Origin of the sequence: Shewanella sp. SM55 (genome assembly GCF_025654025.1) — a bacterium.
In the GTDB taxonomy this organism is placed as follows: domain Bacteria; phylum Pseudomonadota; class Gammaproteobacteria; order Enterobacterales; family Shewanellaceae; genus Shewanella; species Shewanella oncorhynchi.
Map to the genome: position 1 here is coordinate 371,854 of NZ_JAKKRS010000002.1, position 26,843 is coordinate 398,696.

Here is a 26,843-nt window from a genome sequence, read left to right on the forward strand (position 1 = left end):
AGTCAAACCCTTTTTCCGAAACAGATTCCATTTGAACTGTTTTTAATCACATTGCTGTTATATCAAGCCAATGTATTGATTTACGCCAATCTTTCGGTCTGAAAAATAAAAAAGCCAGTTAAAAAACTGACTCTTCTGTTGCCGTAGTACGCTTGCCAAAACAAGGTACTAAAAGTTACCACCTTCCGATGGTGTACCTGATTTTTCAGATTGAATGCGTTGGTAGATTTCTTCGCGATGAACAGAAACCTCTTTTGGTGCATTCACACCAATACGCACTTGATTGCCTTTTACCCCTAGCACTGTAACTGTGACTTCATCACCAATCATCAGTGTTTCGCCAACACGACGAGTCAAAATCAGCATTCGATAGCTCCTTTATTTCTTAATTCAGCTTACACACGGCACTCATCCGGTAGATGGGCTTATTATAAGGTCAGCTTAGTACAAATTAATAGTATTCAATACTCAAACGGTTATTTAATTACACCTTATTTAGCTCGAAAGCGTGATGTAACGCCCGAACCGCCTTGTGTAAGTCCCTTTCATCGATAACGGTTGATAATTTACTCTCTGACGTCGTGAGTAACTTAGCATGAATAGTTTCATTACCCAAGACTTCTAACATCTTAGTCAATAATCCCATTTTTGCCTGTAAACCTTTGCCAACTAAAGATACTTTTGCACGTTGACGTTCGATAATCAATGGCCCGAGTGCGAGGCTTTCACTTAAGCCTTCGAGCTCATTAAGTAGAGTATCGACCTTAGCCTCAGCGAGCATAAAACTGACGCGACCCGAAGGATCATCCTCATGGATCCTCAATGGAGAAATAAATTCCACATCGATTTCCAATCGAGTTAAGCAGCCTAACAACGCTTGATAGCGTTCACTGGTGGTAAACAGCCCTTCAATCGTCAGCGTTGCCAGTGCCTTATTAATCGCGATACCTTGCACTAACGAGGCAATCGTTAATTCCGACTCGTCGCCAAACTGGATTAACGTCCCCTGCCCAGCTTCAAAGCTCGACAATACTCGCAGCGGTACGCGAAAACGCTCGGCGTATTCAACAGAATCGGGATGCAATACTTTAGCGCCGAGCTTTGCCATTTCGAGCATCACATCAAACCCAATCACATCGAGGCGACGTGCACTGCTATCAATATTCGGATCTGTGGTAAATACCCCAGCCACATCGGTAAAAATCTGGCATTCATCGGCTTCTAACGCTGCCGCTAAGGCTACTGCAGTGGTATCTGAACCACCGCGTCCTAAGGTGGTCACTTCGCCTTGAGGATCGATGCCCTGAAACCCTGCAACGATCGGCACAACACCATCGGCAAGCAAAGACTGCAAATATTCAGTATCAACTCGCTCAATGCTGGCGCGGCCAAATTGACTATTTGTATGAATTTGCACTTGATCGCCCGTAAGGGATTTTGCTTTTATGCCGCGACGTTGTAGCGCCATCGACATCAAAGCAATACTCACTTGCTCACCCGTCGATACTAGCATGTCTAACTCGCGCGCCGAGGCGCGCGGATTAATTTGTGCTGCAAGTGCAAACAGGCGATTCGTCTCACCCGCCATCGCGGATAAAACTAAGACTTGCTGCTCACCATTGTGAGCTGACTTTGTAATCTGCTCAGCGACCGCTTCGATACGTTCAATAGAACCCACCGAAGTGCCGCCGAACTTTTTCACAAAAAGCTTGCTACCACTAAGCTTTCGTTTTTGGGGCACAGCAACCTCTTAAGCTAGACGCTCAGTAATCCAAGGTAATACTTGAGCCAATGCCGCATCCAGATTTTCTGGCTGGCTACCGCCCGCTTGAGCCATATCAGGACGACCACCGCCTTTACCGCCCACTTGTGCAGCGACCATAGCGACGAGCTCACCCGCTTTGACTTTACCGATCAGATCGTTACTCACACCCGCGATCAGGTTAACTTTCCCTTCCTGCGCAGTGCCAAGCACGATAATGGCCGATTTCAATTTCTGTTTTAATTCATCTTGCAAGCCGCGTAGTGAACTTGCCTCAACGCCGTCTAATTTTTTGATCAGTACGTTAACACCATTAACTACAACGGCATCGCCCACTAAGTCTGCACTCGCTGCCGCCGCGAGCTTATCTTTCAGCTGCGCCATTTCTTTTTCGAGTTGCTTCATCTTATCGAGCTGCGCTTTTAACTTAGCCACCACTGAGTTGGCATCGCCTTTCAATAAGGCTGCAGCTTCTTCCAGTTCAGCTTGTTGCTGCGCCACATAAGCCATAGCTGCAGCACCAGTCACGGCTTCGATGCGACGTACACCCGCTGCAATACCCGCTTCAGAGGTGATTTTAAATAAGCCGATATCGCCAGTGCGACCGACATGTGTACCGCCACACAATTCGATAGAGAAATCGCCCATAGTCACAACACGCACTTGTGAATCATATTTCTCACCAAAGAGTGCCATAGCGCCTTTCTCTTTAGCTTCATCTATGCCCATTTCAGCGGTTTTTAGCTCATGGTTACGACGAATTTGAGTGTTAACTAATTCTTCAACTTCTTTTAATTCAGCAGCTTTTACACCTTCGAAATGGGAGAAGTCAAAACGTAAACGCTCAGGATCAACCAAAGAACCTTTTTGCGAAACATGAGTACCGAGCACTTGACGCAGTGCGGCATGCAGTAAATGCGTAACAGAATGGTTTAACTGAGTACGGTGACGCAGTTTTTTGTCCACTTTCGCTTCAACAACTTGGCCAACACTCAAGCTACCAGTAGCCAAAACACCTTGATGGCCCGTTGCTTGACCATACTTTTGCGTATCGTTTACCGTAAACTCAATACCGTTCGCAACCAATTGGCCCTTATCGCCTACTTGACCGCCAGATTCCGCGTAGAAAGGGGTTACATCGAGCACGACAACGGCTTCATCACCCGCTTTGATCGCCGTCACTGACTCACCATTTTGATAAATCGCGGTGACCTTAGCTTGACCCGCTAATTCGGTGTAACCACTAAATGCAGTTTCAGCATCAATTTTCAGCGCAGCGTTATAATCTGCACCAAAGTTACCGGCAGCTTGTGCGCGGCTACGTTGCTCAGCCATGGCGACTTCAAAACCTGCTTCATCGACAATGATGTTGCGCTCACGGCAGACATCAGCGGTCAAATCCATTGGGAAGCCATAGGTGTCATACAGCTTAAATACGGTTTCACCGTCTAAGGTGTCACCTTTCAACTCGTTTAAGGCAGTATCTAAAATGCCTAAACCACGTTCAAGCGTACGAGCAAATTGCTCTTCTTCCGCTTTCAGTGCTTTTTCAACAATCGCTTGAGTCTCAGCTAACCCTTTTGCTGCATCGCCCATCACCGCAATCAAAGACGGAACCAGCTTGTAGAAGAAAGCTTCGGTCGCACCTAACTTGTTACCATGGCGAACTGCGCGGCGAATAATACGGCGCAGCACATAACCACGGCCTTCGTTCGACGGCATAACGCCATCGGCAATTAAAAATGCACATGAACGGATATGATCGGCAATGACTCGCAGCGACTTTTCAGATAAGTCACTAACACCAATGACCTCTGCGGCTTTAGCAATCAAAGTACGGAAAATATCGATTTCGTAGTTAGAATGTACGCCCTGCATAATCGCAGCAATACGCTCAATCCCCATGCCTGTATCAACCGAGGGCTTAGGCAAAGGTAACATTTCACCCGATGCTTGACGGTTGTACTGCATGAAAACGATGTTCCAGATTTCGATGAAACGGTCGCCATCTTCTTCAGGACTGCCTGGACGTCCGCCCCAAATATGATCACCATGGTCATAAAAAATCTCAGTACATGGACCACAAGGACCGGTATCACCCATTTGCCAGAAGTTATCTGACGCAAAGGCAGCACCTTTATTGTCACCGATACGTATGATGTTCTCGGCAGCGACACCAATTTTTTTATTCCAGATTTCAAAGGCTTCATCATCTGTCTGATAAATAGTGACGCACAGACGTTCCTTCGGCAGCTTTAACGTTTCAGTTAAAAAAGTCCAACCCAAACGAATCGCTTCTTCTTTGAAATAATCTCCAAAACTGAAGTTACCTAGCATTTCGAAAAAGGTGTGATGACGTGCTGTGTAGCCAACGTTATCCAAATCGTTATGTTTACCACCGGCGCGTACACAACGTTGAGCAGTGGTCGCACGCGTATAATTGCGTTTGTCCATGCCAAGAAACACGTCCTTGAACTGGTTCATGCCTGCATTGGTAAATAAAAGTGTGGGATCGTTGCCTGGCACTAATGAACTACTGTCCACAACTTGATGACCATTGCTGCGGAAAAATTCGAGGAAAGCGCTTCTGAGCTCTGCTGTAGTTTGATACATGAAATCATCCTGAATTGGGTAAGCATTACCAGCTACGCCTTAGGCTAGCCGTATTTCTATTTGCCCAGCATTATAAGCAGACTAAGGAAGGACGACCAGTCTTGATTGGTGATATACACATCAGGAATTTAATATTTTAGCGTGAATCGCCCACACCTGAGTCACTAGAAGCAAAACGATAGGATAAAGCACAAATAAAGACGGCGTAAGTTTATCGCGGAATGGACAATATTTAAGCAAGCTTGAGTCTAATGTGAAGTACGAAATGGACAAGACTCATTGATGATATTTAGATGAGCTTTTACAGTATTAGCTTCAAATTTAATAATCTTCATCGAGATCATTGGGATCTGAATCTAGTGCGTAAGTGATTTGATCGTAGCTAAAGCCTTGGCCCATTAAAAAACGCACTCGTTTGGCCTTTTCCTTTGCGATGAGATCCCGAGCTTTAGAGCCCTTCACTTCTGTCACACGGGGAACGCCATACTTTTTGGTGGCTTTATCTTTTGCTAGCTCAAACCAGTCACAATCACAATTAACCAAAGCGGCTTCAATACAATCTTTAGATAAGCCTTTCTGTGCGATTGCTTGGCGGATGCGTATTGCACCGTGACCTCGACTGATGTGGCTACGCACTAACAGTTCGGCATAACGAGCATCATTAATAAAACCGGAGGATTCGCAAGCATCGAGTACAGGTTCGATATCGTTAAGTTCGACACCTTTTTCGAGCAATTTATCGCGGATTTGTAAACGGGAATAATCGCGGCGCGCTAACAGCGCGACCGCAATTTGATGGGCTGACTGACTCAGAATACTTCGCCTGTCTCTAAATCAATATTATCCTCAATGCTATCATCAGCTTTGGCAGCCAAGGCACTAGGATTGCTCAAAAGCAACTCACGTAGCGTCTTGTCAATTTCAGCAGCAATAGCTGGGTTTTCAGTCAGATATTTGCCAGCATTAGCACGACCTTGGCCGATTTTATCACCTTTATAGCTGTACCAAGCGCCCGCTTTTTCAATCAACTTATGGGCTACGCCTAAGTCTACTAACTCACCAGTACGGTTAATACCTTGGCCATAAAGGATTTGGAACTCAGCCTGCTTAAACGGCGCTGCAACCTTGTTTTTCACCACTTTAACGCGAGTTTCGTTACCGACCACTTCATCGCCGTCTTTAATGGCACCAGTGCGGCGAATGTCTAAACGAACAGAAGCATAAAACTTCAGCGCGTTACCACCGGTTGTAGTTTCTGGGTTACCGAACATCACACCAATCTTCATCCGGATTTGGTTGATGAAGATAAGTAAGGTGTTAGATTGCTTTAAGTTACCCGCAAGTTTACGCATGGCTTGGCTCATCATACGCGCCGCTAGGCCCATGTGAGAATCACCAATTTCGCCTTCGATTTCAGCTTTAGGCGTTAATGCCGCCACGGAGTCGACTACGATAACGTCAACAGCGCCTGAACGAGTTAAAGCATCACAAATCTCAAGCGCTTGCTCGCCGGTATCCGGTTGCGAACACAGCAGGTTATCAATATCTACGCCCAATTTTTTAGCATAAATAGGGTCTAGTGCATGCTCTGCATCGATAAAGGCACAGGTTTTGCCTTCACGTTGCGCTGCCGCAATCACTTCTAAAGTCAGTGTTGTTTTACCTGATGATTCAGGACCATAGATCTCAACGATACGACCCATTGGCAAACCGCCAGCACCTAAAGCAACGTCCAGAGACAGAGAACCGGTAGAAATGGTCTCAACATCCATAGAGCGATCTTCGCCCAGCTTCATGATGGAGCCTTTACCAAATTGTTTCTCAATTTGGATCAATACCGCAGCAAGTGCTTTCTCTTTATTTGGATCGACCTTCATTCCTGTTCCCTCATCAAGACAAGCATTAAGCTGTCAAAAGTGATATTCAATTTACAAACGGGTAATTCAAAAAGCCGCGCTTTTTGTCTTAATTCTGCTGACTAGTATACTGTACAATCATACAGTATCAAGACCTGTGACTGAATTATTTTTAGCTGATAGGATTTTTAATATGGCCAAGGTTTTAGCGAAGATCAAATCAGATAATAGCTCCCTTTGATCAATATCCATCGTTAAGGGCTCAATTTTCGCTAAATTATTGCTAAGATTGGCGCAACAAATTTTGCGTGGTCTTTTTAGCTGAAAATTGTACAGCAGTCTTCCGCTTCCATAGCGCTTAATCACCCTTAACCACACAAACTGTATCGCCTTTAGGCAGTCACAACGGACGATAACGATTTAATGAATGTAATTGATACCGATGATTTAGAAAAACATACTCCTATGATGCGTCAGTACTTGACGATGAAAGCAGAACATCACGATATGTTGCTGTTTTATCGCATGGGTGACTTCTACGAGTTGTTTTATGACGATGCTAAACGCGCTTCTGAGCTGTTAGGCATTTCACTCACTGCGCGCGGTAAAAGTGGTGGCGATCCTATTCCGATGGCGGGACTTCCTTACCATGCTGTGGAAGGCTATCTTGCAAAATTAGTTCAAATTGGTCAATCAGTTGCGATTTGCGAACAGATTGGCGATCCCGCGACATCTAAAGGGCCCGTAGAACGTAAAGTGGTGCGAATTGTCACACCTGGCACCTTAACCGACGAAGCGTTGCTACAAGAACGCCAAGACAATCTGTTAGCCGCGGTTTATCAAGGTAAAGTCGGTTTTGGTTATGCCACATTAGATGTTTCATCCGGACGTTTTGTGATTGCAGAGCTCGACACCCGAGAGTCATTAGAAGCGGAATTGCAACGCACTAATCCCGTTGAAATTCTCTACAGTGAAGACTTTGGTGAACTTGGGCTACTTAACGGTTTTAAAGGCAAACGCCGTCGCCCCGAGTGGGAATTTGATTACGATACGAGTATCAAGTTACTACTGGCCCAGTTTGGCACGAAAGACTTACATGGTTTTGGCATCGCAGATGCACGTTTATCACTGCAGGCTGCGGGTTGCTTGATGCAATATGTCAAAGACACACAGCGCACGGCACTGCCTCATATCAATGCCATTATCCGCTTCAATCAAACCGATAGCATAGTACTCGATGCGGCAACTCGCCGTAATTTAGAATTAACTCAAAACCTTGCCGGTGGCCGCGATAATACCTTAGCCGCAGTATTAGATAACACGGCAACGCCTATGGGCAGTCGTATGTTACAACGCTGGATCCATCAGCCTCTGCGAGATCCTAAGCAAATCAAGGCGCGCCAACAGGCGGTGACTGAACTCCTCGATACCGCAGCCCACGAAGATTTGCATGAGCAGTTAAAGGCACTTGGCGATATCGAACGTATCATGGCAAGACTCGCGCTGCGTACCGCTCGCCCAAGAGACTTTGCCCGTTTACGTCAAGCTCTGGGCTTATTGCCTGAATTACAACAGAGTTTAAGTACACTGAGCGCGCCGCACACGACTCAATTGCGTCAACACTTAGGCGAGTTCCCCGCTGAGCAAGCCCTACTTGAGCGCGCGATAGTCGATAATCCTCCCATGCTTATCCGCGATGGCGGAGTGATCCGTGAAGGCTACAACAGCGAACTAGATGAATGGCGCGGCCTGAGCGAAGGAGCGAGTGATTACTTAGTACAACTTGAAGCCAGAGAAAAAGAACGTACTGGCATCAATACACTTAAAGTTGGCTATAACCGCGTACACGGCTATTACATCGAAGTGAGCCGTCTGCAATCCTCACAAGTACCGCTCAATTATCAACGACGCCAAACACTTAAGAATATGGAGCGTTATATCACGCCCGAACTTAAGGAATACGAAGAAAAAGTCCTCTCGAGCCAAGGTAAAGCGCTGGCACTCGAAAAGCAGTTATGGGAACAGTTGTTCGATCTTATTCTGCCCAAATTGCATGAGTTACAAGCCTTTGCTAGAGCTGCGGCTGAACTTGATGTACTGAGTAACTTTGCCGAGCGTGCCGAGACCTTAGGCTATACTTGTCCAGAGCTGAGCCAAGATATCGGCGTACAAATAGACGCAGGTCGCCATCCAGTGGTGGAGCGTGTTAGCCAAACGCCGTTTATCGCTAACCCAGTAATCTTACATAATCAAAGACGTATGTTGATTGTGACTGGACCTAACATGGGCGGTAAATCGACCTATATGCGTCAAGTCGCCTTGATTACACTGATGGCCCATATTGGTTGTTTTGTTCCAGCAGATCGCGCCCTGATTGGCCCGATTGATCGTATCTTTACCCGTATTGGCGCAGCAGACGATCTGGCCTCTGGCCGCTCAACCTTTATGGTAGAAATGACTGAAACTGCCAACATTCTGCACAATGCCACTGCCAGTAGTTTAGTGTTAATGGATGAAATCGGCCGTGGAACATCCACCTATGATGGTTTATCGCTAGCTTGGTCGGCAGCAGAGTATTTAGCCCAGCAAGTCGGGGCTATGACCCTATTCGCCACCCATTATTTTGAGCTAACTCAATTACCTGACTTAATGGCAGGTGTTTACAATGTGCACCTTGATGCCATAGAGCACGATGATACCATCGCCTTTATGCATGCAGTACAAGAAGGCGCCGCCAGTAAAAGCTACGGCTTACAAGTTGCGGCGCTTGCCGGCGTGCCAAACAAAGTGATTAAAGCAGCGAAACATAAATTGCAGCAATTGGAGAGTCGCGATCACCAACCAGAAGGAACGAGGACGCCCATTCAAAGCTTACTCGCTTTACCTGAACCGGTTGAAAATCCAGCTTTGACTAAATTAAGTAGCATTAATCCCGATAACTTAACGCCAAAACAGGCGCTTGATTTGCTCTATGAACTAAAACGCTTGAGCTAGACATCAGGTGATCTAAATAAAAGCCTAAAAATAACAACGCCCACTCTATAGTGGGCGTTTTACTTTATGACGTGATCTCACACTAAGTACATTTTCTGGATAGCTTCTCTGAAAGACACCAGAAGACCGATATTAGTTTCTAAATAAAGCTTCAACAGATAAACCTTGAGAACCCAATAAATCACGTAAGCGTTTTAATGCTTCCACTTGGATTTGACGAACACGTTCACGGGTTAAACCAATTTCAGCCCCCACATCTTCAAGCGTAGAAGGTTCATAACCTAACAAACCAAAACGACGGGCTAATACTTCTCTTTGTTTTGTGTTCAACTCGTTAAGCCATTTCACCACCGAGTTAGAGATGTCTTCATCTTGCACTTTATAGTCAGGGCCAACACTATCATCATCGGCCAGTACATCTAATAATGCTTTCTCGTTATCGCCCCCCAAAGGCGTATCAACAGAGGTAATTTTTTCATTCAGCTTAAGCATGCGGCTCACATCAGAGCTAGAAACTTGCAGTTTTTCAGCAATTTCTTCCGCTGTAGGTTCATGATCCAGTTTTTGTGCTAATTCGCGGGCTGTGCGCAAGTATACGTTGAGTTCTTTAACAACATGAATCGGCAAACGAATAGTACGAGTTTGATTCATGATAGCGCGTTCAATCGTCTGTCTGATCCACCAAGTCGCATAGGTTGAAAAACGGAACCCCCTTTCTGGGTCAAACTTTTCTACGGCACGAATTAGACCTAAATTACCCTCTTCGATAAGATCGAGCAGTGCTAAGCCGCGGTTATTGTAACGACGTGCAATTTTTACGACGAGACGTAAATTACTTTCGATCATGCGATTACGGGATTTTGCACAACCTTTTAAGGCCTTACGGGAAAAGTAAACTTCTTCTTCTGCGCTAAGCAGTGGGGAAAAACCAATCTCACCTAGATAAAGTTGAGTGGCATCAAGATTTTTTTGCAGGTCATCTTGGACCTGTTGTTCTATTCCTAGCTCTTGGACTAGATCGGTGGCAACTTCTTCTTTTTCAAGATCAAAGTCTACGGTTTCTACGGAAAAATCTACTAGTGCTTCTGCGGCAGTGCTATTTATGCGGCTCATGATCAAATCTCCCAAACCTAATTAAACTGCTGAATTAGTGCAATTTCCTATCCTCCATTTGCCAACAAGGCCCCAAACAATCATTGTTTAGGTAAATAAGTAAGTGGGTTTACAGACTGTCCATGGTAACGAATTTCAAAATGTAACATTACCCGATTGGCACCTGTATTGCCCATTTTTGCAACAGTCTGCCCTGCGAGGACATGTTGCTTTTCTTTGACTAAGATCTTGTCCGTATGAGCATAAGCACTAAGGTAATCGTCACTATGTTTAATAATCACTAAATTACCGTAACCCCTAAGAGCACTTCCTGCGTATACCACCCGCCCATCTGCAGCAGCTTTGATGATATCTCCCCGATTTCCCGCGATCTTAATACCTTTATTTCCCTGCTCATTGGCAGAATAAGTTCCGATTAACTTCCCTCTTACTGGCCACTGCCACTGACTCACACTGGCTGGCAGTGTTGAGGTGGGTGGAACCATTGGTTGGTTAATATTTTGTTGGGAACTTGTTACAATGTACGCGGGCTTAGCTTTCTGATCAAGTGTTTTTTTCATATCGTTACTTGACTTAGCATTAGACTGATAAAGCTTATCATCTAATTGTTTTTTATCACTTTTACTTGAGTTTGCATCTGAATTACCCGTTATATTTCCATCTAAAGTCGTAGATTTTGATTGGTTACTAGATTTAGCATTAGTTAAATATAAAATCTGTCCAGGGTAAATTGTATAAGGGTTATCTAATTGATTAAGTTTAGCTATTTCAGAAAAGTCTTTCCCTGCAGCCCAAGAAATTGAGTAGAGAGTGTCGCCTTTTTTAACTTTATATGAATTCGATTTAATGTGGCCTTTGCTATTTTTAGAGTAGCTATGGGAAATATTTTCGACGGGTGCGGGTCTGCTGGCCTGAAAGCTACAGCCTACAAGCAGAAATATAAAACAAAGGTTTAAGAGTAAACCCGCATTCAACAATAAAAACTCCTTGGTAAGGTTGTATTACTGTTTATGATGAGAAAATGACGCCTTCTGTGCAAAACAAGCACTTCGCTTAACACAGTAGCACAACACAAGGTTAAGCTAACTCTCCATTAATTAAAGGTACAAATTTAACCGTTTCAATGGTTTCAGAACTAAAGCGGTCAGCAGTGCGCGTAATACGCATCAATTGCTGAGTATCCTCTCCCACAGGTAAGACTAACACCCCTCCATCAGCCAACTGAGACAGCAAAGCTTCTGGTATAGTCGCCGCCGCCGCAGTCACCATAATGGCATCGAACGGACTACGATTAGCCCATCCCAACCAACCATCACCATATTTAAACGACACATTATGCAAATCTAATCGTTTTAAACGCTGTCTTGCTTGAATTTGTAAACCTTTGATCCGTTCAATAGTACAAAGCTGAGGCACCAATTGAGCCAAAATGGCTGCCTGATAGCCCGATCCAGTCCCCACTTCTAACACTCGCTGTGGCATCTTGTGCAGTAAGAGTTCGCTCATACGGGCAACGATATAAGGCTGCGAAATGGTTTGCCCTTGTCCAATTGGCAGAGCCGTATTTTCATAGGCTTTATGGGCTAGCGCATTATCAAGAAACATTTCTCGCGGCGTATGCGATATCGCCTTTAACACGGCTTGATTACGGATCCCCGCATCTTGAAGCTTTTTAGCTAAATTCACCGCCGATGTTAAGGCAACTCGAGTCATATTTTATCTACCCAATTTTGCAATGCCGTTAGTTGTCCGTAGGCGGTTAAATCAACCGTCAAGGGCGTAATTGAAACATAGCCATTGGCAATAGCATGAAAATCAGTGCCCTCTGTGGCATCCTGCTCTTGTCCCGGTGGACCAAGCCAGAAGATTTCACGTCCGGCAGGATCTTGCGTTCGCACTATGCCTTCGGCCTTATGACGAGCGCCGAGGCGAGTCACTTTGATGCCTTTAATTTGATCAAGTGGCAAGTCAGGCACATTCACATTTAAGATCTGATCTTTTGCCAAAGGCTGGGCCAACAAACCTTGAACTATCCGCCGAGCATAAACAGCAGCCGATTGATAATGTTCGAATTTACGGCCATTAAGCGAAATCGCTATTGCAGGAAAACCTAAAAAGCGTCCTTCCATCGCGGCGGCAACTGTCCCCGAATATAAGGTGTCATCACCCATATTTGCCCCCGCATTGATGCCAGACACCACCATATCAGGTTCGCCATCACATAATTCTCGGATAGCCAAATGAACGCAATCTGTCGGTGTACCGTGAACGGAAATATAGCCATTATCTAACCTATTAATTCTTAATGGATTAGTCAAGGTTAATGAGTTGCTCGCACCAGAGCAATTTCGATCCGGCCCAACAGTCAGCACAGTCGCTATTTCAGCCAAAGCCTCAGATAAGGCTTTGATACCTGGAGCATTAATCCCATCGTCATTGCTAACAAGGATACGGATCATGACTCTGCTTCAGTCTTAACAGTATCAGTGTTAGCCACTACGTTAGCGTTAATTACCTCAAGCGCAGGCTCCTGCACCAATGTCGCTTGCCATTGCTGCTCTTTAACATCTTGATAATTAACCAACTCTCTCAATAACGATGTTGCAAAACTGCCCGCAGGCAACACAAACTCCAGCACTAAGCCATCGGCGGTTTGTTCGTATTTAAGGCCTTGGGGCTCAAGCAATAACGGACGGCGTTCTTGCTCTAATCCGGCGTGCTCTAAACCATAGCAATCGTCAGCTAACTCACTCATAGCTAAGGTTTCCACCGCAGCAGCTTCACCTTGGGGTAACATCATGCCGCGCCCCCACAATGGTGCAGAAAGTTGAATGTCTTTTTCAATCAAACGCTTCAATACGATGAGATCCCATTCAGGCGTCACGAAGAAGCTTTTGCTGCCCGCTAACATCACACAATCACCCGCTAAAGGCTTAGTGCCATGGTTGGCTAAACGATATGACACCACAGTGTTAAACAGATTTGAGCGCACGGCAGACAAATACATGCTGCGCTTATTTCTGTCTTTGACTTTTTTACCCGCCATCATTTGGCGACCAAAGACTAAGTTTTTGCCATCGTGACCAAAGCGCTGCTCACCAAAGTAATTGGGCACGCCCACTTGAGCGACCTTTTCGATACGACTGATAATGTCTTCCACTTGGGTGACATTTCTCAGGGTAAGAATAAAGCGGTTACCGACTAAGGCACCAATTCGCAGTTTCTTGCTGTGGCGGCTGCTCGACAATATGGTCAAACGATCGCTATTGAGCTCCTTCCAAGTAGGCGTTTCTTTACCAGGAATACGCACACCGAACCATTGTTCTGTGATGGCATTTTTATCTTTTTGCCCAGCGTAGGTCACTTCCTTTGGATGCACCTTAGCAAACTTAGCGATCATTTCAGCGACTTGTACTGTATTTAGCCCTTCTTTGCGTACATGCAGCATATGATGTTCACCTTCACCCGTCGGGCTAAAAGGCAAAATCTCTTTCACGATAAAATCGCTATTTTGGGTTCTTAGATCTGCTGTACCTAAAGGCTTACCATACAGATAATGTAATTCGCTCATGGGACTTTTTTACTCTTAAGTTAATCGTGTTTGCGGGCCATAAGTACCACGGCTTCTACCGCAATACCTTCTTTACGCCCGGTAAATCCAAGTTGTTCAGTCGTGGTCGCTTTGACATTAATATCGTCAAGTTCCGCGGTTAAATCAGCGGCTAATATCTGGCGCATTGCCTCTATGTGCGGTGCCATTTTAGGAGCTTGGGCTATGATAGTGACGTCAAGATTGCCGAGCAAAAAGCCTTTCTCCCTCGCTAAAGCATAGCAATGACGCAGCAATACGCGGCTATCGGCACCCTTATAGGCGGCATCGGTATCGGGGAAATGTTTTCCTATGTCACCGAGCGCTAAAGCACCGAGGATGGCATCGGAAATCGCATGCAGTACCACATCACCATCTGAATGTGCGACTAGGCCTGTTTCATAGGGTACTTCCACGCCACAAAGGATCAATGGCCGCGCCGCACCAAATTTATGCACATCGAAACCATGGCCGATACGGATTTTCATTTAATATTCCTAACGTATTATTTTACTTTGATTATGACTATTTAACGGCACGCATCAAAAACAGTTCGGCTAGCCCTAAATCGTCGGGATGCGTTACTTTTATATTATCAGCACGGCCCGAAACGAGTCCGGGTGATATCCCCGCCCATTCCATCGCCGAAGCCTCATCTGTGACTACCGCACCTGCAGCCAGAGCCGCATTGAGGTAATTTTTTAATTGCTGCGCTGGAAATAACTGCGGCGTCAATGCATGCCATAAATTATCGCGACACACAGTGGCACTGATTTCACCCTGTTTATTCGCGCGCTTCATGGTATCGCGTACAGGCATTGCCAAAATAGCACCTTGGGGAAATTGCACTCTGGATGCGAGTAACTTGTCGATATCTGTCGCGGTTAAACAAGGTCTTGCCGCATCATGCACTAAGGCCCAACTGTGCTCGGGCGCAATTTGCAGCGCCGCCAACACAGAATCAGCGCGCTCACCGCCACCTAATACTGTAATCAATTTGGGGTGCACGGCCTGTGGCAAGGTATCGAAGATAGTATCGTTCGAATGTAAGGCGACGATCACTTGAGAAATGTGCGGATGGGACAAGAGCTTATCTAAGGTATGAGCAAGAATACTCTGGCCGCACACCTCAAGATATTGCTTAGGTCTGTCGGCGCCCATACGGCTACCTATGCCCGCAGCTGGAACGATGGCAACCACAGCTTGAGTGACATGCTCAGCTTGGCGCTGCAATTCAATTTGTGTTACCAGATCAGATTGGCTATCGGGATTGGATTGTTCATTTAATCCAAGATCTAAATGTCCTAGCTCTGTCATCCTAACTCCATATTACTGAGATGGACTCGATACCGAGCGCTCACCACCCACGACGCGATAGAAGGTCTCGCCTTCTTTAACCATGCCAAGTTCGTTACGTGCGCGCTCTTCGATGGCTTCTGTACCACTTTTCAGATCGATGATTTCTTCCTTCAGCACTTGGTTACGCTCATTGAGTTTGGCGTTACCTTCTTGCTGGGCGGCAATTTGTTTTTGCAGAACGAAATATTCAGGAAGACTATTACCTCCCGACCAAAGACGGAATTGCAGTACACCGAGTAGCACTATGAGTGCAATGACAAAAAATTTCATGGAGGAATTAGCGTCAGTATCTTGGATTAAAAAAATATACAGCAGATAGTACAACAAAAAAGGCCACCAAGTGGTGGCCTTTTTACATCAAATATTAAATTACGCCTGACCTTTGATCTCTTTCAAACCACGGTATGGGGCTTTTTCACCTAATTGCTCTTCGATGCGCAGCAATTGGTTGTATTTAGCGACACGGTCAGAACGACACAGTGAACCGGTTTTGATTTGACCAGCAGCAGTACCCACGGCTAAGTCAGCAATGGTTGAATCTTCAGTCTCACCACTACGGTGTGAAATCACGGCGGTATAACCCGCTTCTTTCGCCATACGAATAGCCGCTAAAGTCTCAGTCAATGAACCAATTTGGTTAAACTTGATAAGGATTGAGTTAGCAATACCGTTTTCAATACCACGGGTTAAGATTTTAGTGTTAGTAACGAATAAATCGTCGCCCACTAATTGGATCTTGTCGCCCATGATTTGAGTTTGGTAAGCCCAACCATCCCAATCTGATTCGTCTAAGCCATCTTCGATAGACACGATTGGGTATTGGTCAGCCAATGATTTTAAGAAATCAGAGAAACCATTCGAGTCGAAGACTTTGCCTTCGCCCGCTAAATCGTATTTGCCGTCTTTGTAGAATTCAGATGCAGCGCAATCCAGCGCTAACGTCACATCAGTACCTAACTTGTAACCAGCCAGTTCAACCGCTTCTTTGATAATGGCTAACGCATCAGCGTTTGACGCTAAGTTAGGTGCAAAACCACCTTCGTCACCCACAGAAGTGCTTAGGCCTTTGTCGTGCAATACTTTTTTCAGCGTATGGAAAATTTCAGCGCCCATGCGCAGTGCTTCACGGAAAGTTTTCGCGCCAACAGGTTGCACCATGAATTCTTGGATATCAACGTTGTTATCCGCGTGCTCGCCACCGTTTAAGATGTTCATCATAGGCACAGGCATAGAATATTGGCCTGGTGTACCGTTTAATTCAGCGATATGCGCGTATAAAGGAATACCTTTAGATGCTGCAGCTGCTTTAGCAGCCGCTAAAGACACAGCCAGAATCGCGTTTGCGCCTAACTTGTCTTTGTTTTCTGTGCCATCTAAGTCGATCATGATTTGATCAAGCTCAGCTTGTGCCGTCGCATCTTTGCCTAATAATGCAGCGCGGATGACACCGTTTACGTTAGCAACAGCGGTTAATACGCCTTTGCCTAAATAACGGCTCTTATCGCCATCACGTAATTCTAACGCTTCGCGGCTACCGGTAGATGCGCCAGAAGGCGCCGCAGCCATACCCACAAAACCACCTTCTAAATGCACTTCGGCTTCAACAGTTGGGTTACCACGAGAATCCATAATCTCGCGACCAATCACGTTAATAATCTTAGCCATAACACCCTCGATTTAAGTTTAAAGATAAAAGAAAAAACCAATACCTATGGGAATAAATGGAAGTCACATACCGCGGAAAATAACAAAATTCCATTTACGGTTTGCGTCCATACAGATGCAACTAGTACGCATGCTGTTTATACCCAGAGGTATTAAGTTCTTATGTTTCAAGTCTGATGAGTGTAACAAAAGGCCGGCCCCACTGTCGCGGGTCCGGCCTCAAATATTCTTACTTCAGATCACGTTTTTGATGCGCACTTGCCGCAGCAATAAACCCTTCGAACAATGGGTGACCATCGCGCGGAGTTGAGGTGAATTCAGGATGGAATTGACCTGCAACAAACCATGGGTGATCTTTTAATTCGATCATTTCCACCAGTTTACGATCAGAAGACAAACCGCTGAAGATCATGCCAGCTTGCTCTAAACGCTCTCTGTATTTGTTGTTCACTTCGTAACGGTGACGGTGACGTTCTACACAGCTGTTGCCTTTGTAGGCTTGAGCCGCTTTTGAACCCTCGAGTAAATGACACAATTGAGCGCCTAAACGCATAGTGCCACCTAAGTCAGACGCCTCATGGCGCTGCTCAACATTACCTTCTTCGTCAATCCATTCAGTGATCAAACCCACCACTGGGAACGGTGTTTCTTTATTGAATTCAGTTGAATGTGCATCAGCCATACCTGCAACATTACGCGCAAATTCAATCAAGGCAACTTGCATACCTAAACAAATACCGAAATACGGTAAATTGTTTTCACGGGCAAATTTTGCCGCCAGTATCTTACCTTCAACACCACGCTCGCCAAAACCGCCTGGTACTAAGATACCGTCTAAGCCCTGTAAGACTTCTTCGCCTTTAGCTTCTACGGTTTGTGAATCAATATACTTGATGGTCACTGATACGCGGTTTTTAAGGCCTGCGTGTTTTAATGCTTCGTTGACTGACTTATAGGCATCTGGCAGTTCAATGTATTTACCCACCATACCAATAACGACTTCGCCGTTTGGATTAGCTTCTTGATAAATCACATTTTCCCACTCAGACAGATCCGCTTCACGGCATTCTAAACCGAAACGCTTAACCACTAAGTCATCCAAACCTTGTGAACGTAACAAAGCTGGAATTTTATAAATACTATCAACATCTTTTAATGAAATAACCGCACGCTCTTCGACGTTACAGAACAGCGAAATTTTGGCTTTTTCATTAGCAGGAATCGCACGATCACCACGGCAAACCAGCACATCTGGTGCAATACCGATAGAACGCAGCTCTTTCACTGAGTGTTGAGTTGGCTTAGTTTTCACTTCGCCTGCAGCACCTAAGAAAGGCACTAAGGTTAAATGCATGAACAGAGTACGATCACGACCCAGCTCAACACCGAGCTGACGGATAGACTCTAGGAACGGCAAGGATTCGATATCACCCACAGTACCGCCGATTTCGACGATAGCGACATCATGGCCTTCGCCACCTGCTAATACTTTTTCTTTAATCGCATTAGTGATGTGTGGTATAACCTGAATGGTTGCGCCCAAATAATCGCCACGACGTTCTTTACGTAATACTTCTTCGTAAATACGACCGGTAGTGAAGTTATTACGGCGATTCATCTTAGTACGGATGAAACGCTCGTAGTGACCCAAGTCGAGATCTGTTTCTGCACCGTCTTCAGTAACAAATACTTCGCCATGTTGGGTTGGGCTCATGGTACCCGGATCAACGTTAATGTAAGGGTCCAGTTTCATGATGGTTACATTGAGACCGCGGGCCTCTAAAATTGCAGCTAATGATGCTGCTGCAATGCCTTTACCTAGTGATGAAACAACGCCACCAGTAACGAAGATATACCTTGTAGTCATGCTGAACCTGAGAAAATGAGTTTGAAAATACGTGCTTGTAAGAAAGCACTAGGACGGGGCAGTAGTATACCAAAGGCGGCGCGATTCGACAAACACCAATCGGGATAATTTGCCGTTTATCTCGTCTCTGTCGCTTTTACTTGGTCCCAATAGGCATCGAGCTCCATTAATGTGTGCTCTTCCATGCTTTTACCGCTGTCACTGGCTAACTGCTCAACGCCGCGAAAACGGCGTTCAAATTTAAGATTGGCTTGGCGCAACGCTTGTTCTGGATCGACCTTAAGATGTCGAGCTAAATTCACCACGGCAAACAGCAAATCGCCCATTTCGGACTGCACTTTCGCTTGGTCTTGCTCGTCTTGGTTCACTTCATGCAAGACTTCATCGATTTCTTCGTGGATTTTAGCGACCACGGGCTCAAGTTCGGCCCAATCGAAACCGACTCGCGCCACCCTTTGCTGAATTTTGATTGAGCGCGACAGCGCAGGTTGGGTACGCGGAATATTGTCTAACGCAGAAACCACTGTATCAGTTTGGGTTTTACCCGCCACTTGCTGGGCCTTTTGTTCACGCTCAGTCGCTTTTATCGCCTCCCAATTGGCTTTCATTGCTTGGGCACTATCGCCTATTTGCGGATTTTGTTCGCCAAACACATGGGGATGACGGCGGGTCAACTTGTCGCTGATTTTCTCAATCACTGTGGCAAAATCAAACAGCCCCTGCTCTTTACCGAGCTGACAATAAAATACGATTTGAAATAATAAATCCCCAAGTTCATCGGGCAACTCATCCCAGGCTAAACGCTCTATGGTATCGGCAACTTCATAGGCTTCCTCTAAAGTAAAAGGCACTATGGTTTGAAAGGTTTGTGCTTTATCCCACGGGCAACCCGTGTGCGGATCACGCAGTTTTTCCATAATGTTAAGCAGCGGCTCAACATCTGTTATAGAAAATCCCGTTGTAGAAGGTTCCGTGGTTGAAAATGAAGTTAATGGCGCAGTGTGGGAAGTCATGCTTACCTCCTTTAAAGATAAATGCTAAAACAGGCTAAATACTGAGGATGAACAAAAAGAATACGCCTCAGCAGTGCTTGTTAGTAAAAGGCTATAATAACGCGATGATAAGCGAGGTAAAATAAAAGCGCTATTTTGATGCTGAGATCAGATCTTAGGATTCTTATTTAATAGGTCTTATTTTAACTAAAAGTGCATTCGCGCCATGTAGTGGTGAAATTCACCCAAAGAGCAATAAATCGACGATTTAACGACCCAACAAATTCTCATCTATGTCCTGCATACAAGTATTTAGCGCAAGCCATCTTAAATGATAAGATACGCAGCAATATTTCAATGAAGCTAAAACTCACTGAGTGAAGACCTAACAATTTCGGCCTAACTATACATGTGATGAATGCATGTGATAAATGCTCGTAATGAGCGCAGCGTGATAAATACGGTCATTCGATTTATTTGATTATGTTAGGTGTATTTCTATTCTGTCGCCCAAAATGGGGCGTACTCCCTTATAGATTTGAGCATTACTGGAGACAAAATTCATGACAAACGCGAATGTGGATGCCACGCCGTTAACGACTAAGCCATCACAAGATGGTTTTTATATGCCCGCCGAATGGGCGGCGCAGCAAGCCGTATGGATGATTTGGCCATATCGTCCCGATAATTGGCGCTCTGCTGGGGCTTATGCTCAAGCAACCTTTGCTAAAGTGGCCGATGCCATTGGTGGTGCAACGCCCGTGTATATGGGTGTTCCTAAAGCCTTTTTAGCCGAAGCCAAAACGGTAATGCCATCCCACGTTACCTTGGTTGAAATGGACAGTAACGATTGCTGGGCTCGCGATACTGGGCCAACCGTAGTTGTGAATGACAATGGCGAATGCCGTGGTGTTGACTGGGGTTTTAATGCTTGGGGCGGCCATAACGGTGGTTTGTACTTCCCATGGGATAAGGACGAGCAAGTCGCACAGCAAATGCTTAAGCAACATGGATTTGCCCGTTACAGCGCGCCGCTGATCCTCGAAGGTGGCTCCATCCATGTCGATGGTGAAGGCACCTGTATGACAAGTGCAGAATGTTTACTCAACGCCAACCGTAACCCTGAACTGACAAAAGAACAGATTGAAGACTTACTGCGTGACTATTTGAATGTTAAGCAGTTTATCTGGTTGCAAGATGGCGTGTACATGGATGAGACCGATGGTCATATCGACAATATGTGCTGTTTCGCCCGTCCTGGTGAAGTCATTCTGCACTGGACCGATGATGAGACTGATCCCCAGTATCCACGCTCAAAAGCGGCGCTAGAGGTGTTGCAAAATACCGTAGATGCCAAAGGCCGTAAGTTAAAAATCCATCTGTTGCCACAACCGGGGCCGCTGTATTGCACCGAAGAAGAATCAAAAGGTGTGGCTGAAGGCACTGGCGTGCCACGCACGGCGGGTGAGCGTTTAGCCGGTTCTTATGTGAACTTTTTAATCACCAATAATCGCATCGTATTCCCGTTGCTTGATCCTGCAACCGATGATATCGCAGCCGAAAAACTACAGGAAATCTTCCCCGAGCATGAAATTGTGGGTGTGCCAGCCCGTGAGATTTTATTAGGTGGCGGCAATATCCATTGTATTACTCAGCAAATCCCTGCTGGAAAGTAACCCAAGGAGAACAGCATGACGATTGATGTCACTGTTATTACACCACAATTGGCTTTCTGCGGGAGGGCATAAGATGTTTGAAGTCACTGAAGTTTCTATTGCCGAGCTGCGTGCAGCACTCGAATCAGGCCGCACCACCGCAGTGGAGCTGGTGAAGTCTTATCTCGCACGGGTTGAGGCTTATGACGGCCCTGCGACAAAGACCAAGCTTAATGCGTTAGTAGTCCACAATCCCAATGCGCTCAAAGAAGCCGAGGCGTCAGATGCGCGCCGCGCCCGTGGTGAAACACTGAGCCCACTTGAGGGTATTACGTATACCGCCAAGGATAGCTATTTGGTGAAGGGACTGACGGCGGCGTCTGGCAGCCCAGCATTTAAAGATTTAGTGGCCCAGTACGATGCCTTTGCCGTTGAGCGCCTACGCGCCGCGGGTGCCATTTGCCTAGGCAAAACCAATATGCCACCTATGGCCAATGGCGGCATGCAGCGTGGTCACTATGGCCGCGCTGAAAGCCCGTACAATGCTGATTATCTTACTGCACCGTTTGCTTCGGGCTCTTCTAATGGGGCGGGCACAGGTACAGCGGCAAGTTATTCGGCTTTCGGTCTTGCCGAAGAAACTTGGTCGAGCGGTCGAGGTCCTGCGTCCAATAACGGTTTATGTGCCTATACTCCGTCTCGCGGCGTGATTTCCGTGCGTGGTAACTGGCCGTTAACCCCGACCATGGATGTGGTCGTGCCTTATACCCGCACTATGGCCGATATGCTTGAAGTGCTGGATGTTATTGTGGCCGACGATCCTATCACCCGTGGCGATCTCTGGCGTCTGCAACCTTGGGTCCAAATCCCTAAAGCATCGACAGTTCGCCCAGAATCTTATCTGGCGCTGGCCGCTAGCGCCGATATGCTCAAAGGTAAGCGTTTTGGCGTGCCGCGCATGTACATCAATAAAGATGAATTGGCGGGCACTAGCGAAAATCCAGGTATCGGTGGCCCAACGGGTCAACGTATTCATACCCGCCAATCGGTTATCGATCTATGGGAAGCGGCACGCAAAGCCTTAGAAACTGCCGGCGCCGAAGTGATTGAAGTTGATTTTCCGCTGGTATCAAATTGTGAAGGCGACCGCCCAGGTGCGCCGACAGTGTTTAACCGCGGTATCGTCTCGCCTCAATTCCTCCATGATGAATTATGGGAACTCTCAGGTTGGGCGTTCGATGAATTCCTGCGTGCTAACAATGACCCTAAACTCAACAAGCTTGAAAATGTTAACGGCTATCTGATTTTCCCACACGACTTAGGCACCCTGCCTAACCGTGAAGGTGACTTAGCGGCAGGCATGGAAGAGTACGTCAACATGGCTAAGCGTGGTCTTAAATCCTATGACCAGATCGACAGCATTCCCGATGGTCTGCGTGGCTTAGAGAAGACGCGTAAGCTAGATCTCGAAGACTGGATGGACGAGCTAAAGCTTGATGCCGTGCTGTTCCCAACCGTGGCAGATGTGGGCCCTGCCGATGCCCATGTGAATCCGGCTTCAGCCGATATCGCTTGGAGCAACGGAGTTTGGGTCGCTAACGGTAACCTCGCAATTCGTCACTTAGGGGTACCAACTGTGACTGTACCTATGGGCGTGATGGCCGATATTGGTATGCCAGTCGGTTTGACCTTTGCAGGCCGCGCCTATGACGATAATAACCTGCTTAAATTTGCAGGTGCATTTGAGTCGACAGGTGACAGGCGCATGATCCCGCCGCGCACACCAAAGCTTGGCCAATAAGCGCTAAGACAATGCATAAGCCCAAGCACTAAATGTATGAGCTTAAAAATGAAAACGGGATTGGCATCAGAATGCCAATCCCGTTTTTTTAATACCGACGTCGATACCTTTTCAACAAAGCTAGACTCATGCTGCTATAAAACATGCTGCTGTAAAACAGACAGCAACACTTAACGCGTCTTATCTTAATGCCAAGAGTTCTTTTCTGACGATCTCTGCGCCTGCACTTAAGGCGTTGAGTTTGCCTCTTGCGACTTGATGGGATAAAGGCGTCATGCCACAGTTGGTACAAGGATAGAGCTTGTCGGCATCGACAAATTTAAGGGCTTTTCGTAGGGTGTCAGCCACTTCCTCTGCGGTTTCAATCGTGTCGGTGGCGACATCAATCGCGCCGACCATGACTTTCTTACCGCGAATGAGTTCAAGTAGCTCCATTGGCACATGGGAGTTGTGACATTCTAGCGAGATAATATCGATATTAGACTTTTGCAGTTTAGGAAACACTTCTTCATATTGGCGCCACTCTGAGCCCAAGGTTTTTTTCCAATCGGTATTGGCTTTGATGCCGTAACCATAACAAATATGCACCGCCGTTTCGCATTTAAGCCCTTCAATGGCTCTTTCTAAACACGCAATACCCCAATCGTTTACCTCATCAAAAAACACATTAAAGGCAGGCTCATCAAATTGGATAATATCAACACCCGCAGCTTCTAATTCTTTGGCTTCCTCATTAAGAATTTTGGCAAATTCCCAAGCGAGCTTTTCGCGACTTTTATAATGGTCATCAAAAAGCGTATCTATCATGGTCATAGGGCCGGGCAGAGCCCATTTAATCGGTTGCGTAGTTTGCTTGCGTAAAAATTTGGCATCTTCAACAAACACCGACTTTTGGCGACTCACAGGGCCAACAACCGTGGGCACGCTCGCATCATAGCGATCACGAATTTTAACGATTTTACGTTTTGAAAAATCAACGCCGTTGAGGTGCTCAATAAAGGTAGTGACAAAATGTTGCCGCGTTTGCTCGCCATCACTGACAATATCAATCCCTGCTAGCTGTTGATCCTGTAATGACAAACGCAGTGCATCGTGTTTACCGGTAATTAATTCCTCTCCTTGCAATTTCCATGGAGACCAAAGTGTTTCAGGCTCTGCAAGCCATAAAGGTTTAGGCAAACTGCCCGCAGTTGAAGTCGGTAACAGTGTCTGGTTAAGCGATGTTTTATTAAGTCGTGTTGTCATAATAATGATGCCGTATTGGATTAATTAATGAGCGTGACAATTAGGCGCAGAGCGACTAAAGGTAATTAGCAGACCATTGTTCAAAAAACGTTTGATAGGGTTTGATAAAGTGCTCCGCTGCAAATTTGCCTTGCTCATTCGCCAATTGGCTACGTTCAGCTCGATCATAAACAATTTGAGTCAGTGAATGATCCAGATTTTTCAAATTAGGTTGATAGCATTTCCCTGCAACAGCATTGGCATTATAAATCTCAGGGCGATAGATTTTTTGAAAAGTTCCCATAGTGCTGATGGTGCTTATCAACTCAAGATGGGTGTAATCATTGAGTAAATCACCAAAGAAATAAAAAGCTAAAGGCGCCACACTATTTGGTGGCATAAAATAGCGCACCTGTAAGCCCATTTTTTTGAAATATTGCTCAGTTAAAGACGATTCATTTGGCTGATATTCAACCCCTAATACGGGATGCTGATTCTCAATTCTATGGTAGGTTTTATTATCCGACACACTGAGGCAGATAACCGGTGGTTTATTAAAATTCTGTTTGTAAGCATCAGAATTAACAAAAGACTGAAATAGCTTGCCATGTAGTCCACCAAAATCATCTGGAATACTAAATTTGGCTTGGCCCTTATTATGTTCTGCCAGTAATACACTAAAGTCATAATCGCGTACGTAAGATGAAAAGTTATTGCCGACAATGCCTTCAATACGTTTATTGGTTTTATGATCAATAATATTGGTTTTCAATACTTCAATCGATGGGAAGGTTTGGCCACTGCCGTCAATATCCAAATTAACGGAGATAATTTCAAGCTCGACAGTATAACGATCGCCTTTAGGGTTATCCCAGTGCGCTAAGGCATTAAAACTGTTATCAATCATCTTTAACGCGTTGCGTAAGTTCGCTTGGCGATCACTTCCTCTGGCCAAATTAGCAAAGTTGGTCGTGATACGCGTCTTGTCTGAGGGATGATAATTTTCATCAAGACAAATGCTGTTAATCGTAAATGTAAAATGCTTATTCATAGTGATCCAGTATCCCATTGCCTGATTTCAAACCTGAGTTTATGCCCTGCGCTTCTAGCTTCTAGACCCGACATTATTCGTGTTCTGTCTGAGGTTCTATTTAACTTAAGTGCCGATGACTTAAGTCCTGATGGCTCAGCTAGGGTGCAACTTCAAGCTTGTCTAATATTTCGCTTGGAGTCATTTATACGTGGTTCGGCACATGAACAAAAACGGTTTTATTTCACATAGAACATGAGCCATATTCATGATCAATTAACATGGCGTTGTTGATTAACCTGAACTAGGGATTGGGAAAAGCAGGAAAGCAGGAAAGCAGGAAAGCAGGAAAGCAGGAAAGTAAAAAGTAGAAAAGCAGCGACAGTCATATATTTATCTATTTTCGAGTTAGCCCTCCCTAGAGCCAGTTCGTAATATTGCCGCTTGCACACTTGCCCATAGTGTATTTCGAGACAGAAAGATAGCTTCGTCGAGTGTTCACTAGTTGACCTAAAATTAGTAATGATACCAAGTGTCCGTAAATGAACTACACACATTAAGCCTGAGCGTCCGCAAATTTTGCTTCGTTTTAGTCTCACATTTTAAAGTTATGAGTATAAGTAGCTATGATTAATCTTATAATTATGATGTTCATTTTTACTATGATTTCTACGCTGATTGTAGAAATTCATTGTCGTATCCAAATAAAAATCATTGCAAAGACAAAAAGCACATTTAGTTTAGTTATGCACTATTTCCTTACAATTCCTCTTGCATTGTTCGCAGTGTTTTTTATGCAGAAGTTATGGGATACCACTTATGTTCTCGAATTTTCTGAACTTAAAAAGGCAATAGTCGAACTCGGCTGTGTAATTATTTTCATATTGCCATCAATTTACATTGTATCAGTTCGGTATTCTGGACTAGTTGATAAAATGGAACGTTGGCGTAAAAACTAAGCCTACTAAAGTCGCTCAGTGTGTTTGATGAATCACCGTTTATGGATCTTGCTGGACTATAGCTAGGAAGTTGAGACTAAAGAACATAGACACCCAACCTTAAATAGCGATCACCCCAGTCACTGCCCATTCGTATAATGGGTGGGAGTTAGCATGTCTGAAATACACCATTTTTAAATGAATTAGCACGTTTTTTGCCTCAGATGCAGTCCAGCTACTTTTGATGACTCTCATTCAAACCACTTTAGCCAGAACAGGTTGTAGGCAAACCGAAAGTACATTAGGTCGCTAATTTAAAATGGGTGGCCTGATCTACTGTTGCATACCGTACAGACGGATACCTATGGTCAAGTCCAGACTGGCA

Annotated in this window: 21 protein-coding genes; 3 read left to right on the forward strand and 18 right to left on the reverse strand. The window is 45.4% G+C overall.

All coding sequences use genetic code 11. The features are described 5' to 3' along the window. Positions 1-168 precede the first annotated feature (168 nt). From csrA to recA, 5 genes are all read right to left on the reverse strand, one after another. Positions 169-366 (reverse strand): carbon storage regulator CsrA, encoded by a 198-nt coding sequence (gene csrA, locus L5L91_RS04970; RefSeq protein WP_006082602.1) that lies wholly within the window; start codon positions 364-366, stop codon positions 169-171. A gap of 118 nt (positions 367-484) precedes the next feature. Then, the gene (locus tag L5L91_RS04975) at positions 485-1,741 is read right to left on the reverse strand and encodes an aspartate kinase (RefSeq protein WP_006082603.1); all 1,257 of its coding nucleotides are present in this window, start codon (positions 1,739-1,741) and stop codon (positions 485-487) included. Positions 1,742-1,750: 9 nt separating this feature from the next. Then, entirely contained in the window at positions 1,751-4,375 is a 2,625-nt protein-coding gene (alaS, locus tag L5L91_RS04980) for an alanine--tRNA ligase (protein ID WP_263162048.1), read from the reverse strand. Positions 4,376-4,696: 321 nt separating this feature from the next. Next, positions 4,697-5,167, reverse strand: coding sequence for a regulatory protein RecX (locus L5L91_RS04985; RefSeq protein WP_411568902.1), 471 nt, complete (start codon positions 5,165-5,167; stop codon positions 4,697-4,699). A gap of 17 nt (positions 5,168-5,184) precedes the next feature. Beyond that, positions 5,185-6,252 (reverse strand): recombinase RecA, encoded by a 1,068-nt coding sequence (recA, locus tag L5L91_RS04990; protein WP_198572895.1) that lies wholly within the window; start codon positions 6,250-6,252, stop codon positions 5,185-5,187. 402 nt (positions 6,253-6,654) lie between these two features. On the opposite strand from recA, the gene mutS reads away from it, so the two are divergent. Beyond that, positions 6,655-9,225 (forward strand): DNA mismatch repair protein MutS, encoded by a 2,571-nt coding sequence (mutS, locus tag L5L91_RS04995; RefSeq protein WP_263162043.1) that lies wholly within the window; start codon positions 6,655-6,657, stop codon positions 9,223-9,225. Between the two features lie 132 nt (positions 9,226-9,357). On the opposite strand, the gene rpoS is transcribed toward mutS, so the two are convergent. The 11 genes from rpoS to mazG all read right to left on the reverse strand — a co-directional run bounded on the left by rpoS (position 9,358) and on the right by mazG (position 19,831). Further along, on the reverse strand, positions 9,358-10,338 hold the full coding sequence (gene rpoS, locus L5L91_RS05000; RefSeq protein ID WP_028761361.1) for an RNA polymerase sigma factor RpoS: 981 nt from the start codon (positions 10,336-10,338) through the stop codon (positions 9,358-9,360). A gap of 80 nt (positions 10,339-10,418) precedes the next feature. Then, positions 10,419-11,315 (reverse strand): peptidoglycan DD-metalloendopeptidase family protein, encoded by an 897-nt coding sequence (locus L5L91_RS05005; RefSeq protein WP_263235798.1) that lies wholly within the window; start codon positions 11,313-11,315, stop codon positions 10,419-10,421. Between the two features lie 100 nt (positions 11,316-11,415). Continuing rightward, positions 11,416-12,051 carry a protein-L-isoaspartate(D-aspartate) O-methyltransferase gene (locus tag L5L91_RS05010; protein ID WP_028761363.1) on the reverse strand — a complete coding sequence of 212 codons (636 nt, stop codon included), beginning with the start codon at positions 12,049-12,051 and terminating at the stop codon, positions 11,416-11,418. Next, positions 12,048-12,797 (reverse strand): 5'/3'-nucleotidase SurE, encoded by a 750-nt coding sequence (gene surE / locus L5L91_RS05015; RefSeq protein WP_105251808.1) that lies wholly within the window; start codon positions 12,795-12,797, stop codon positions 12,048-12,050. The genes L5L91_RS05010 and surE overlap by 4 nt, the downstream gene beginning before the upstream one ends. After that, the gene (gene truD, locus L5L91_RS05020) at positions 12,794-13,909 is read right to left on the reverse strand and encodes a tRNA pseudouridine(13) synthase TruD (RefSeq protein WP_263162039.1); all 1,116 of its coding nucleotides are present in this window, start codon (positions 13,907-13,909) and stop codon (positions 12,794-12,796) included. The genes surE and truD overlap by 4 nt, the downstream gene beginning before the upstream one ends. Before the next feature lie 20 nt (positions 13,910-13,929). After that, positions 13,930-14,415, reverse strand: coding sequence for a 2-C-methyl-D-erythritol 2,4-cyclodiphosphate synthase (gene ispF, locus L5L91_RS05025; protein WP_263162037.1), 486 nt, complete (start codon positions 14,413-14,415; stop codon positions 13,930-13,932). A 37-nt stretch (positions 14,416-14,452) separates the two neighbouring features. After that, positions 14,453-15,244, reverse strand: a complete 792-nt coding sequence (gene ispD / locus L5L91_RS05030; protein WP_212601489.1) for a 2-C-methyl-D-erythritol 4-phosphate cytidylyltransferase — start codon at positions 15,242-15,244, stop codon at positions 14,453-14,455. 12 nt (positions 15,245-15,256) lie between these two features. After that, positions 15,257-15,556: a cell division protein FtsB gene (gene ftsB, locus L5L91_RS05035; RefSeq protein WP_105253074.1), complete on the reverse strand. Its 300-nt coding sequence runs from the start codon at positions 15,554-15,556 to the stop codon at positions 15,257-15,259. A gap of 99 nt (positions 15,557-15,655) precedes the next feature. Continuing rightward, the gene (gene eno, locus L5L91_RS05040; RefSeq protein WP_105251763.1) at positions 15,656-16,951 is read right to left on the reverse strand and encodes a phosphopyruvate hydratase; all 1,296 of its coding nucleotides are present in this window, start codon (positions 16,949-16,951) and stop codon (positions 15,656-15,658) included. 229 nt (positions 16,952-17,180) lie between these two features. After that, positions 17,181-18,818: a CTP synthase gene (locus L5L91_RS05045; RefSeq protein WP_012587102.1), complete on the reverse strand. Its 1,638-nt coding sequence runs from the start codon at positions 18,816-18,818 to the stop codon at positions 17,181-17,183. A 116-nt stretch (positions 18,819-18,934) separates the two neighbouring features. Next, positions 18,935-19,831, reverse strand: a complete 897-nt coding sequence (gene mazG, locus L5L91_RS05050) for a nucleoside triphosphate pyrophosphohydrolase (RefSeq protein WP_263235800.1) — start codon at positions 19,829-19,831, stop codon at positions 18,935-18,937. Between the two features lie 542 nt (positions 19,832-20,373). On the opposite strand from mazG, the gene aguA reads away from it, so the two are divergent. Further along, complete coding sequence (gene aguA, locus L5L91_RS05055; RefSeq protein ID WP_263235801.1) at positions 20,374-21,486, forward strand: agmatine deiminase; 1,113 nt, start codon at positions 20,374-20,376, stop codon at positions 21,484-21,486. Between the two features lie 73 nt (positions 21,487-21,559). After that, positions 21,560-23,266, forward strand: a complete 1,707-nt coding sequence (locus L5L91_RS05060) for an amidase (RefSeq protein WP_263235802.1) — start codon at positions 21,560-21,562, stop codon at positions 23,264-23,266. Positions 23,267-23,446: 180 nt separating this feature from the next. On the opposite strand, the gene L5L91_RS05065 is transcribed toward L5L91_RS05060, so the two are convergent. Both L5L91_RS05065 and L5L91_RS05070 read right to left on the reverse strand, forming a co-directional pair. Next, the gene (locus tag L5L91_RS05065; RefSeq protein ID WP_263181213.1) at positions 23,447-24,511 is read right to left on the reverse strand and encodes a methionine synthase; all 1,065 of its coding nucleotides are present in this window, start codon (positions 24,509-24,511) and stop codon (positions 23,447-23,449) included. A 55-nt stretch (positions 24,512-24,566) separates the two neighbouring features. Next, a complete protein-coding gene (locus L5L91_RS05070) occupies positions 24,567-25,541 on the reverse strand; it encodes a DUF1852 domain-containing protein (protein ID WP_263235803.1) in 975 nt (324 codons plus the stop codon). Positions 25,542-26,843: the final 1,302 nt, after the last annotated feature.